Below are 13357 nucleotides of genomic sequence, written 5' to 3' on the forward strand. Positions count from 1 at the left end.
ACCATTAATACTTTTATGTGAAAATAACATTATATACAGGGTAAAATATCCATAAATTCAATATAAGCTTTCTCGAAACTTTGTGAGCTTAGTCTTTTTGGCTAGATACGCCCCAAACATTTTGTTCCGGAAATAAAAAAAGCAGCGCCTTTTGGCGCCGCGATTAAAAACATTATAGTTTCAGACTGAACACATTAATTAACATATCCTAAGAATAGTTGAATCAATATGTGTTATTTTTAATTTTGCTCACTTATATATGCATAAATTATTATTGCTCCATACAAAAAAATAAAGAAAAATGCAATAAGAAGTTTGTATAATACTGCTTTATTACGACCTGATTTTTTATAACCACCTATTAGAAAGAGCGGTATTCCAATAAATATACCAATAAAGGGTATTGCCGCTATTACTCTGGATAAGTCGGTTAAAATCCCGAATTCTTCAATCATTTTGTAAGCTGCTGCAGCGATACATGAAAGTGAAAGCAAGATTAATCCCAAAATATACTCTTTCGGTTCGGTTGATGCATTCCTAACTACAAAAACGATTAAAATTATGAAAATAATTGCTACTATTGATACATAAATTGCCCACGGAGTATTAGTATAAAAACCCATCTAAATAATACACTCCTCCAGCAGAAACTGTAAGACTTCCCGCTCTGCAAACACCACAACCTCAACTGGAGCTCAAGTAAAATACTTCGCTTTACTTCCATCCCAGGAATGTTCATTGGTGGAACCAGGATAATCCGCAATAATATCATGAATAATCGAAGCGAGTAGTCATATAGAAACTCTTTACTTCGTCACCGCGCTCCGGTTAATCGCCTTGCCTACCTGTCCCAAAATCGCCGACATTGAATCCTCATCATTCACATCGTAGTCATCAATATTCAGCCGCAGCACCGGGCAGGCGCTGAATTCGCCTATCCACTGGGAATAACGGCCGTGCATATGCTCCCAGTAGGAGACATCGGTCTGGATTTCCATTTCGCGTCCGCGTTCATTGATTCGGGTAAGGATCGACGGCAGGCTGCCTTCGATATAGATCAGCACGTCAGGATGCGGGAAATACGGCGTCATGACCATTGCCTCGTACAGACTGGTGTAGGTTTCATAGTCGGTCTTCGACATGGTGCCTTGATCAGCATGCATTTTGGCAAAAATCCCGGTGTCCTCATAGATCGAACGGTCCTGCACGAAGCCGCCGCCCAGCTCGAACATCTTCTTCTGCTCCTTGAAGCGTTCCGCAAGGAAATAAATCTGCAGATGGAAGCTCCATCTCTCAAAATCATGGTAGAACTTCTCCAGGTATGGATTGTGGTCAACCTGCTCCAGTGATGTCTGGAAATTCAGACGCTTCGCGAGGGCTGCAGTCAGCGTCGATTTGCCGACTCCCACTGTTCCGGCTACAGTAATAATGGCATTGTCCGGGATATTGTATGTGTTCATTTCATAAGCTCCTTTAGTTGTGCTGAGATTGCGGCGAAGTCTTCTTTATTCTCCACAAAATCAATCTGGTTCCCATCAATGGTCACAATGACTGTCGACGGCTCGCGGACAGCGAGTGAGGCCATAGCGTCATCATAATCTTCTATTAATTGCTGCATGTATGCAGGTGAAATTTCCTCTTCGAACGGGCGGCCGCGCTTGGCGATTCTCGCCATAAGGGTATCCAGATCCGCACGGATATAAAGAATAATATCAGGCTTTGGCAGATCATCGGTCAATACATGGTAAATCTCGCGGTATTTGTCCCGCTTCGTTCCTTTCAGAGTACGCTCGCCAAAAATCAGATTCTTATAAATATGATAATCGGAAATAACCGGTTTATCCTTATTTATGTACTCGTTCACGGTATCTTCAAGCTGCTTGTACCGGTTGCAGAGAAAGAACATTTCCAGCTGGAAGCTCCAGTCGTCCATATTCTGATAGAACTTGTCCAGATACGGATTCTCCTCCACAATTTCTTTAATCACCGGTAGCTGGAATTCTTCAGCCAGCATCGTGGCGAGGGTTGTTTTGCCGGCCCCGATCGGGCCTTCAACTGCTATAAAGGGTGCATGTTTCATTAACGCTGATTTCCTCCTCAAATACGGACCATGCCGGGTGAAGCTGCGAAATGTGTATCCTCAAAAAACAGACTCAATCATTGTATCACAGGAGGCCTTTGCGTGAACGGTTGAATTTGAGAATTTTGTGCTGGTGATATAAAAAACCGTACCCGCTTAAGAATAAGCAGATACGGTCTATTGATTCTTACAGCAGCCTACTCTTCGAATTTACTGAGTAAACGCTTGAGTACTACTGCAGCCTGGGCGCGGGTGGTGATGCCTGCCGGCTCAAACCCGCTGTCTGTGATGCCTTTCATAATTTCATCGTTCAGAACCATAGCTACATCTTTCTTCGCCCAGCTAGAAATCTTGCTGCTGTCTGAATATTGTCCGAGCAAGCCCAAGTCTGCCGCGGATGAATCTCCGGCGCCAAGCAGCGGATATGCCCGGCCAATCATGACAGCCATTTCTTCACGGGTAATCGTCTTGTTCGGGCCAAAGTGGTCATTGTCCCATCCCTTAACGAGACCTTTGGATACTGCACTCTGTACAGCTTCACTGTACCAGGCAGATTGATTCACATCATCGAATACAGTACCGGCATTATTTGCATCTTCCGGAAGATTCAAGGCTCTCACGAGCATAGCTGTGAACTCCGCCCGTGTTACCGGATCACCCGGTTTGAACGTTGATTCGGATGTACCGTTTACCAGCAATCGGCGGACCATCCAATCAATATCCTCCTCTGCCCAGTGTCCGTCCGTATCATCAAACCGGCGATGTGGAATCGTCATTGCCGCATAAGGCCCTATGGTCTTAATATCGAACACCAAACCTGAATTCTTAGCATTCGGTTTACTCTTAACGTAAATCCATCGTGCAGTTGCCGTATCGAACCGGTAGATATCAACCCGCTCCGTTGTCTCCGTCAGATCTGCGAATTCACCCTGCAAAGCCTGTTTGACGGGAGCAAGTGGAGCATTTGCTGCCAGATCGCTACTGATCGTTTCAGCATGCACCATCACCGGGGAAGTAAGCATCTTCATTCCTTTTCCCGGTTTGCGGGCTGCTTCGGCTGCAGCTGACGGTTCCCCTGTTTTTACAACAACTAACCTGTACTTTGCACCGTCTGCCAAAGATGTCCCCTGAAGTGCTGCCGCCGCATTGACTCTCACATTCATGAGCACGGTTTTTACCAGCAATGTGGCCTTTGCATCTTTCAATTTCAGCATACCTTGGGCAGGGACTTGCAGGATAACCCCATCAGCCTGCTCTTTCAATTCAATATAGAGCTCCTTGGCCTTCTGGCCATCCTTTAAAGCTTCTGTTATTGCTTCTGTGCGGATATCGACGTATAGAGTCGTTTTACCATCAGGTGAGGTTTTTTTAGAAATTTCTGCACCTGCACCTACATCGAGTGGATCTTTCGGCTCCCCGCTTGGAGTAGACGTAGGGCTTACCGTTGGATTTGCCGTCGGCGTTGCAGTTGCACTCGCTGTCGGTGATGCACTAGCACTGGCTGTTGGCGATGCACTGGCACTCGCTGTTGGCGACGCACTTGCACTCGCTGTCGGCGATGCGCTCGCACTCGCTGTCGGCGTTGGCGTAGGTGTCGCTGTTGGCGTTGCTGTCGGCGTCGGCGTAGGTGTCGCTGTTGGTGATGCTGTCGGCGTTGGCGTAGGTGTCGCTGTTGGTGATGCTGTCGGCGTCGGCGTAGGTTCGCCTCCACCGGCCAAATTCACCTGAATTCGGTATGCTTTCACGGCCGTTCCGCTTCCCAGATCAACAGAGACTAGAAGGATTCCATCCTCTGGGATTGTTACCTTCTTGGCTAACCCGCTAATCGCCGGTTCCGAACCTATTTTTAGCTTCGCAGCCTCGTATACAGCTACTGCTGTAATCTCCAGTTCCTTGGTACCCGCAGGAAGCGTCAAACTATACTCGGTTTGTGCCGGATCGAACGCCGGAGTGAGCGTCCCGCTTCCTACAGCCAAGTCACTCAGATTCGGATTCACATCTGGGGTTAAGGCTAAGGAACCTTCTCCTGACGGATTTCCATCCTGATCCTTCACGGCACCCGCAAGTAATGTTAGCTGAGAGGCTTCCATCACAGTACCGCTGAGTGACAGCAGCAGCTCATGGGATTCTACACTGCCTTGTTTGGTAGCCGTAACCGCCGAAGTGATGATGCCGGTGGTTCCATTCAGCATAAATTTCTCAGCATCCGCGATCGCTTGGATAGGCTCATTATAGGTGATCCGGATCATCCGCCCGCCGCTTTCCATACTTGCTTTTACTGCTGTCGGACCTTCGACATCAAGCACTCTCATCGTAACCGGATGCGGACCGGTATCTTTATCCAGCATCATTGCATTTGCATAACTGCTGAAAGAGCTCTTTCCAAGCTTGACGCTGTATTTCCCTGCAACAGTCAAGTCAGTCTTAGGGATGAAGCGTACGGTCCGGGACAAGGATATACCAGGGTCGGCCGCACTTTTCTCCAGCTGAATAAACTCAGAAGTACCCTCCAGCTGATTTTGATCCTCCCCAGTAAAGATTACTGCACCCTTCGGTAATTCAGTCACCTTAAGATATTTGGTGAAGGTAATATCTACATAGCTTCCACCCTCATAAGTAACCCCTTGTACGGAAGAAACTTGTGGTGCCGCCCTTGAGATCAGCCCCGCGTTTACTTCTGTATGCGGCGGTGGAACATCTAATTCTGTGCTGGACAGCGATTCATAGCCTGCTTTGCTCCATACCACTTTCCACTTCCCAGGCGGTACGTCCCAGCCATATTTCCCGGCCTCATCCGTTAATTGCGGATTTACCTGTTCATACTCTGCGGCATCCCAGACTTTCCACGCTCCGGAAGTTGTATCCTGGTAGAGCACCGTTGCGGTTACTCCTTCAAGCGGATTGCTCTCAACCGCTTCATACACGAAGCCGCTTGGGTCGTAAATCCACTTGGGACTGGCAACCTTCCTGCCTTTTTTCTTGTTTTTGACATCGTCCGGATCCTCTTTACACTCGTTGTAGCCTGAACCTACATTATCGATTTGTTCGTCGACATAGTTGTCGATCCTGTCACTTACAATACTTGTAACCTGACCTGCTACGAATCCGCCGATTCCGGTTAAGGCCATCACACCAGTCCCCGCACTCATTGCGGTTTTGGCCACTTCGCCGAGAATAACCGCGGCCAGCGCTTTACCGGCTTCTTTTGCCGTTGTCGGCATTTCGTCCAGGCAATCCATACCGCTCGATTCCACGTTATGCATGATCTTGTTGATCTTACCGGCATACTCCATATAATCCTCGTATTGTCCCTTAATCTCATCGATATTGCCCTTTACCTCGTCAACCTCTCCCTTAATTTCCATGAAATATTCAGCTGTATGCTCCCAGTTCTCCAGATTAGGAAGAGCACGGAGACTACTCTTGCCGCTTAGGTTTCCTTGTGCCTGAGATAAGAGATTTCCAGGAATATAACCTCCAAGCTTAAGACTCATGGACGTTTCTGTCTCAGAAGTCTCATACGTCTTCTGTACGACAGGGACACCTGAGCGGCGGGCCAGTTCCTGCTCCTCCGTGGTTGGGATATATCCGGAGTCAGGATCGACAGTAATGGTATAGCTCATTCTGGCATCATTCAGCTGCGGAAACTTCAGAACCACTTCTCCGGAATATTTGCCATCCGCAAGTGCAAACTTCTTCATCGATACCACTTCAAAGTCTCTCATCTTCAGAGGCATTGATGCACGAATCTGCTCGATGTCCGGAAGACTTCCATCATAGGTGTGAGGGTGATTTTTAACATCATAATCCACATAAATACCACCCAAAGCATTCTGAGATGTCGGTACAGTGGCACGGAACAAGCTGCCCTCCCTTACTGCTGGAATGGACTCTCCATCCTGGCCCTCCATGTACACTCTTACATTCTCTACTTGATCCGGCTGTGTAAACTCCAGATCGAACAGGAACGGATGCCCGGGGACGACGGTATAAGGAAGATCCGGAATATTCTTGCCGACTTCCACCGAAATCCATCTGCCGGCAGGGGCCTGGGAATAAGCCATTCGTACCAGCTGCGGCAGATTCACATCATACTCTGTATAGGCTTTTGCCGATTGTAATTTCACTTGATTCATTTCGGTTTCAGCCCACAAGGCGTGCATACTCTGATTACCCATATCCACAAGAGTTGCGTTAACCTTCCAGATCCCCGAGGCGTTAGCAACCGCACCGCCAATCCGTACATCGGTGTCGTAGATATGGACCGTGCTTCCTGCCGGCGCATAACCGCTCAGTACGGTCTGCATGCGGGCATCCGAGACACTTGACGGTGCATCCAGTGTAACTTTTGGCGTATCCAGATGTACTGTACCAATCGTCTCATCGATGCTCTCTGCATTCAGCCGTGCCTTAATTCTTGCAGCCGCAGATACACTCGCTGCATGAAAATCCGGGGAGACCTGCAGCTTATAGGTGACCGTACCACTGCTTCCTTTGGGGAGATTACCAAGCGGTACACGTAATTCACCTTCTTCTAGAGTGGCTGCTCCTGCCCCGCCTGTTACAGCCATGTTCCCGAGGGAATCGGTAACAAGTGCCATGCCATCCGGAATCCCAAGCAGGAGATAAGCCTCCTCTGCAGTCGTTGCCGCATCGTTCCGGTATGACGCCTTCATCACAATTGTACTGCCGGGGATTGCCCGGGCAGGCTGTGCAGTCAAGTAATTTCCGGATTGATTCATAAAATAACTGGACGGGCTAAAGGTAATCGTGCCCAGCTTCTTGATCTGATTCTCCTCGACGGTAAACTCGACGGTTGCATATTCGTATTTATTCTTGTAGTTTACGTCACGGATGATTTTGAGAATATCCATCCGGAAGGTTCCGCCTTTGGGGACATTCACGTTGAAAGGATGACTTTGGAAATTGGCATCCCCGGCGGAAGCAGCCCATCGCTTGCCTCCATTAGGGGTGATTTCATAAATAGAAGCGCTGTACATGATATTACGCCCCGTCTCTACCTCACCTTGGATCCGGGCTCCTTTTTCCTCCAGGCGAACCTCTACATTGGCATTCGAATTCTCATCCATAACCGCAGTGCCGCAAGCACTCACGTACGCATAAATGCTTCCTTCCACGCAAGCCTCTACTGTGTTGCCCGGCTGCCCGCCAAGTGTAACAGAATTCGAAAAGTAGGTTTTAATCCATGCGCCACTCGGCTTAACGGATACCGTAGACAGGAAGAATTCATCATTCATATTGAGCGGCCCGATCCATTCTGTATCCAGTGCTTTTTTATAAATATTTAGGTTGACCACATACTTCTCTGGCTGTTTCATAGGAATCTCCATAGTAGTCGTAGCCTCAGCCTTCACATTGGCCTTCAGCAGCCCGGAGCTGAGCTGGTATTGAGACTGAATAGCTTCCAGAGTCGCTTCACCTGCATACAAATCCAGCCTCACTTTGCCGTCAAAACTGGTACGCCCGCTGGTGACAATCGGCTTACCTTTGTAATTCTGGGTGGCAATAACGATAGAATCATATACCGGCTTGTTCTCCGGATCCCTTACCGTCACCTCCAGCTTCCCGCGGTCAGGGGATATGAGATTCACCAGTAATTCATTATCCCCTTTATCCAGCGTGATACTTAAGGGTGTACCCGGTGCAAGCTCATATTCAAAATCACTCAGATCCAGCTCAGCAGTCACCATCTGATTCTGTAAAAGCCCCCCGTGCCACCCGGTTGCCCCATCAACTCCGGTTGCAAGAGTGTCTACCAGCTGATGCTCAGAATCCCACAGGCTAACCGGGATATCAGGAACAGGCTTACCGTAGGAATCAAGCACCTTTACACGAAGCTGTGCAGGCAGCGTAACCGGTACCTGGAGGGAGGAAGTTCTTCCGGGTTCAATGATTATCCCTTCCAGCTGGGCCATTTCATACTGGTAATCCGGAGTATAGAGGATGATCTTCGTTTCCTCATCAGGCCGCAGACCCTCAATCAGCTCCGGCTTATCCCCGCTCAGTGTGAAGGCTCTTACTTCGGTATCTGATTGCAGGATCGTAAGAATAGAGCCCTGCAGTTCCTCCGGCGGAACACCGGTAAACGCTACATCCAGACTTCCTCCAACAGCCAGAGGCAGGTCTTCCGCTTCCATCTCCTCTACCTGTCCTTCGCCGGTCAGAATCAGCTTCATACCGGTAAGCTCTGTCACTTGCGGCGACAATTGAAAAGATCCGGTGTATAATCCCGGTCCCCCCGGTACTTCAGTCAATAGAAGAGATGCCGATTTCTCGACTTGATCATCTCCCTTCCATTCCTTGTAAGTCCATTCCACTTTCGCTTCACGGCCCGCTGCCCCCTGGGCATACAGCTGAATCGTGCTTCCCTGCTCCAGCGGACCCCAATCGCTGCCGCGGTCGCCTACCCAGTCGAAGTATAGAGACTCCTCGGGAGGATTTTCTCCACCTTCCCTAATCCATGTATAGGAGGGGCCTCCCATACTCATATGGTATCGGGTGTTAATGGCTTCCACCTGGATCAGATCTTCGTCATTTGTCCCTTGGGGTACATCGGTCAGCGTATATGTTGTCTCGTCGGCAGCCGGTATATAAGCAGTGCGCGCTCCGTTTACATATAGGGCATAACCTGTAACACCTTCAGGATCAGAAGCCTCAGGCCAGCTAACGGTAATATGATCCTTCCCGATATCTGTTGCCTCAAGACTGCTTCCTTCCGGCCATAGTGGTGCCGTACCGTTGGTAGCCACAAAATAATCAAAGGATTCAAACTCCACATCCCCTACATGCTCCATGTAAGAGGATAAGAAGGTAACCGTTGATCCGCCATCTCCAACCGTTGGGCGCAGCAATGACGTGCCAAGCTTTATAGCGGATGCCGGAAAGGCAATCTTCGCCGAGCTTAGATCCTGGATACCCGCTACATAGCCCTCTGCAGAACCCGAAGCATTACCCTGATTCACTTCATAGGCCACATAAGCACCATCCCGGCTGATGGAAGGATACCTGCTGTTTCCGGTATGCTCGCTCCCGTCTTCCTGATAGGAGACTCTCCGGAAGCTGTCATCAGTATGGTCAAAGACATAGATATCGTCTTTACCGTTCTCATCACCGGGTGCAAGATCCGACCGGTATGTTGTGAACGCCACATAACGGCCGTCACCGCTGAGGGACGGCGATCTTCCCTGAGTCACCCGCTCGACCGTTCCATCTGCCAGGCTGTACAGATAGATACATTCTGTACCGACATAATCCTCCTGGGAGGTTAATTTAGCCTTGGAGACAAATGCAATAGCATTTCCATCTCCGCTTATAGATGGGGCCCAGCTGTCAGTGTTCAGGCCTTCCTCCAGCGGTATACTCACCCGCTTCAGCTTGTTCCCGTCGTTTCCCATCCGGTCAAAGAGGTACACGTCCCTCTCCTCATCCGTATCCTGAGGGATCAGCTTGGCATCGGAATCAAAAGCCACGTACCGTCCATCCGAACTGATGGAGACATATTCCCCGTCGTCGTATCTGATATCGTTGGGACCGCTAACCTCGTTCACGGTCTCCAGCTGACCCGTCTGTCTGTCATACAGATACACCTTGGTGATTCCGCTGACCACGTCTTCACCATAGCTGTACACGATATACCGGGCATCAGGCGTCATATCGAAATAAATCACGCTTCCCGTGCTGTCCGGTGTCGGGACAAGCTGGAATTCAGCCGTACTCCGGTCCTGGATATAAACGACCTTTCGTCCAGAACCTTTGTCATCATCCAGTGCGTACGTTGTAAAAGCCATATACCTCTCATCCGAGCTCAGCTTGGTGAGCGGCATATCAAATGTAGGATACATGAAGGACATAAACCCGCGGTTCAGTCTGCTGAGCAGATTCCATGACGCAGGAGTACCCGCCCTAACCGATGGCAGCAATTCCTTGATCCCGTCAGCATCATATACGGTTTCAGTAACAGAAGGTGGTGAAGCCGCCAGGCTGTCAGCCGTACTAGATGCAGCCGCTGCGCCAGGCATTGCTGCTGTGATCAGCATACTGAATGCCAACAGAGCAGCGAGCTTCTCCTTTATAGCTCTGGTAAATCTGATTTGCATTGCACTCTACCCTCCAATCTCATACTTCTCTTATTGTTGAATGGCGTCAGTAATGACGATTTCCCCTTCATCAAAGAACACTTTCATTTTCATATTCTCACTGACAAAGCGAACAGGAAGCAGTGTAACATTCTTCCGGATGATAGCCGGAGAATCCAGCTGAGTAGCAACTCCGTTTACATATGCTTCTTTCTGATCAATAATCAGCTCAATCTTGGTCGATTCCTTCGTCAGTGTGACCCGTCTTTCCTTAGGATTCCAGTCCACCTTTGCTCCTAGTGCTTCTGCAATGAAGCGGATAGGAACCATTGTACGTCCTTCCTGTTTGAACGGAGCGACTTCCAGGATGTAATCCTTTTCGTCCACGCTGGCTTTCACCGAATCCAATTTGAGTCCAATCGTTTTGAAGCCGAGCGGAGCATTGTTCACATAATTGGAGGACGGATCACCGAACTTCACCGGTTTAGTCATCACGGTACCGAAGCTGGTCTCTACTTCTACCACATAGTACTCGCCGTTTTTGATAGAACCGTTATTACCGGCATACAGGTCGAAATCCACGCTCCCTCTAAAGGCTCCTACCGGTGCTTTGACATCGTCCTTGAAGCCTGGAGTCACTACTTTTTTCCCTTGGGCGATTCCGAGCAGCCAGCCCGTTCCGGCTCTGTTGGTCCGCCAAATCCCTGCTGTAGGATTACCGTCTTTGTCCGAACCGCGGAGGATGACTGACAGCACATCGGTTTTCTGCGCGAAATTAAGCTTCAACTTAAAATGAGCGTCGGGATTGCCGTCAGGACCAAACTCAGCGATACCCGTCTGATCCGAAGTCAGGTCCTTCCAGCTGAATTCCCGGATAGCCACAGGCGCATAGGAGGTTTTATTCTCTGCATACGGAGTGATGGCGGATTTCACTGTGCCTTTGTCCGTAACGATTTCCAGATAGTAATATTCTCCCGCCTTCATGCCGTTGTTATCTGAAGCATAGAGTTCCAGCTGGGCCACACCTTTGAAGGTGCCCAGTGTGGCAGCGAACGTGGAATTAACCGTCTTCCCATCCTGGACCACTACAAGCAAATAACTTGTATCCGCGGCTGAATCCTTCCATGTCTTCCAGATGCCTCGGTTGACCTCATTCCCTTGCGCGTCCGCGCCTTTCATCGTAATCGATTTGATTTCTGTTCCAGCACCGGCATCAATCAGCAGGCTCAGGTGACCGTCACGGATACCGTCCGGCGTTCCTGCCGAATCCAGTGAAATCCGGTCAAATTCTTTGTCAAGAAATTCAAATTTCTTCACCAGGGCGTCCGCTGAAGCGGCTGTTTCTGCCGCAAATGCACCCCCTCCGGCGGCAAACGACATCATCATTGCAGAACATAAACAAATGGATAAGATTTTCTTACGTAACATAATAGTTGCTCCTTAATATCAAATTTTTAATTAGCTTCTTAATGGCACGATATGGCTACCACCAATTTTCGGATTGCAGGCGAGAAGCACCAAAGGCCTCCAGCGCGTCTGCCTGTGTGAACCCCCGGGATAGTTGTTCTTTACTGCCGTTGTCGCAATGCTGTGACCGCCATTTTAATTTCCGGATGTTAAGTGTTAACCGGAATCCTTCGGCTCTCTTTTTGAACCACCTTGGTCTCATTGGGCCAGGCCCCCCCTTTCCTTCCCCTTATTAGTTCTGCTTACCGGTTGTTAACAATGACCTGAATGCCATGCTTGGGACGCAGTGTCATCAGGGCCTCCATTTCAATCGGAGGATGCGCAGGAGCCAGCCTCAGCCGGTAACGCTGGCCGATCATACATAGGGCAATCACCATTTCCATCATCGCAAAATGATTTCCGATACATCCGCGCGGCCCTCCCCCGAATGGAATATAGGCAAACTGCGGAATCTTTTTCAGGAAATCATTCTCGAACCGTTCTGGAATAAAGGATAACGGGTCTGGAAAATACTCGGGATTCTGGTGCATGGCATAGGGGCTGAACAGGATGGATTGTCCTTTCTTCACCGTAATGTGGCCAATCTCCACATCCGCTGTGGCCGAACGTCCGGTAAAAAAGGATGGTGAACGCAGCCGCATGGCCTCTCTAAGCACATTCTGGGTATACGTCAGCTGCATATAAGTAGCGTCTGTAGGATCATTTCCGCCTAGCACCCGGTCCCACTCCTCGTACAACTTGTCTTCTACTTCCTTGTGCTGCAGGATATAGGAGAATGTCCAGGACAGTACATTAGCCGAAGTCTCATGGCCTGCAATGAACATGATCATCAGCTCGTCGCGCAGCTCCTGGTCCGTCATGCCGGCTCCGTTTTCATCCTTCGCAGACATTAATACGGAGAGCAGATCTCCTGCGCCTTGCTCTGGATTTTCCCTTCGCTGCTGAAGAATGGTGAACACGGCCTGGTCCAATTCATGCAGTGCTTTTTTGTAAGCCCGGTTATTGGCCGTTGAGATGAATAGGGGTACCGGAAATAAGGAACGCATACGTTCCGAACACATCCGGTTAATCAGCTCATACGGCACCCGGATGGAATCCGTATATCCGCCCCCTTCGAGGCTGAACAATGTTTGGGCAATAACCGCAAATGTAATGTTCGAGACATCCTCTGTCAGAATCCGCCGTTCTCCCGGCATCCAGCTATCCAGCTCTTTTCGGACCGTCTGCACCATTTGCTCTGCATAGGTCTGAATATGGCCTCTCGTAAAATGTGGCTGAATCAGCTTTCGGACCCGTTTGTGCTTGGCTCCTGTACTGGTAGCAACACCGTCCCCGACAAATAGCCGTGCTTCTTTAAACGCTTTAAGTTTAATAAAATACTCATGCTTCGTCAGCAGAACCTCCTTAAGAAGGCTCGGATCATAGATAACATACATTTTCTGGGGACCAAACCGTATTTGTGCCACACCACCGTAGTCCTTTTGCAGCTCCGTTAGAAATCCCGTAGGATCCTGCCGGTATTCCATCAAATTCCCGCTCAGCCAGGAGCCCTTGGGTCCCTGTGGCGCATACATTTTTTCTGCCGCAGCTTTCATGTTGTGATCTCTCCGTTTCATCTCTCTATTCCGGCGTAAAGGACGCCGTTTACAATCCATAGCTTATAGCGTTGCCTGAGGATTGAGGAGGATGAACTTTTTTCACCCCCCTGCTTATG

The 13357-nt window shown here is 49.3% G+C and carries 6 protein-coding genes; all 6 read right to left on the reverse strand.

What is annotated here, in order from left to right; all coding sequences use genetic code 11:
* Window positions 1-239: 239 nt before the first annotated feature.
* The 6 genes from L6H70_RS11945 to L6H70_RS11970 all read right to left on the reverse strand — a co-directional run bounded on the left by L6H70_RS11945 (window position 240) and on the right by L6H70_RS11970 (window position 13238).
* The gene (locus L6H70_RS11945) at window positions 240-623 is read right to left on the reverse strand and encodes a hypothetical protein (protein WP_236333297.1); all 384 of its coding nucleotides are present in this window, start codon (window positions 621-623) and stop codon (window positions 240-242) included.
* A gap of 183 nt (window positions 624-806) precedes the next feature.
* Window positions 807-1460 carry a deoxynucleoside kinase gene (locus L6H70_RS11950; protein WP_236333299.1) on the reverse strand — a complete coding sequence of 218 codons (654 nt, stop codon included), beginning with the start codon at window positions 1458-1460 and terminating at the stop codon, window positions 807-809.
* Window positions 1457-2080: a deoxynucleoside kinase gene (locus L6H70_RS11955; RefSeq protein ID WP_236333301.1), complete on the reverse strand. Its 624-nt coding sequence runs from the start codon at window positions 2078-2080 to the stop codon at window positions 1457-1459. The genes L6H70_RS11950 and L6H70_RS11955 overlap by 4 nt, the downstream gene beginning before the upstream one ends.
* Window positions 2081-2277: 197 nt before the next feature.
* A complete protein-coding gene (locus L6H70_RS11960) occupies window positions 2278-10197 on the reverse strand; it encodes an S-layer homology domain-containing protein (RefSeq protein ID WP_236333303.1) in 7920 nt (2639 codons plus the stop codon).
* 30 nt (window positions 10198-10227) lie between these two features.
* Window positions 10228-11604, reverse strand: coding sequence for a copper amine oxidase N-terminal domain-containing protein (locus tag L6H70_RS11965; RefSeq protein ID WP_236333306.1), 1377 nt, complete (start codon window positions 11602-11604; stop codon window positions 10228-10230).
* A gap of 281 nt (window positions 11605-11885) precedes the next feature.
* Window positions 11886-13238 carry a cytochrome P450 gene (locus L6H70_RS11970; RefSeq protein ID WP_236333308.1) on the reverse strand — a complete coding sequence of 451 codons (1353 nt, stop codon included), beginning with the start codon at window positions 13236-13238 and terminating at the stop codon, window positions 11886-11888.
* Between the last annotated feature and the right edge of the window lie 119 nt (window positions 13239-13357).

This window comes from Paenibacillus auburnensis (genome assembly GCF_927798115.1).
GTDB lineage: Bacteria > Bacillota > Bacilli > Paenibacillales > Paenibacillaceae > Paenibacillus_AQ > Paenibacillus_AQ auburnensis.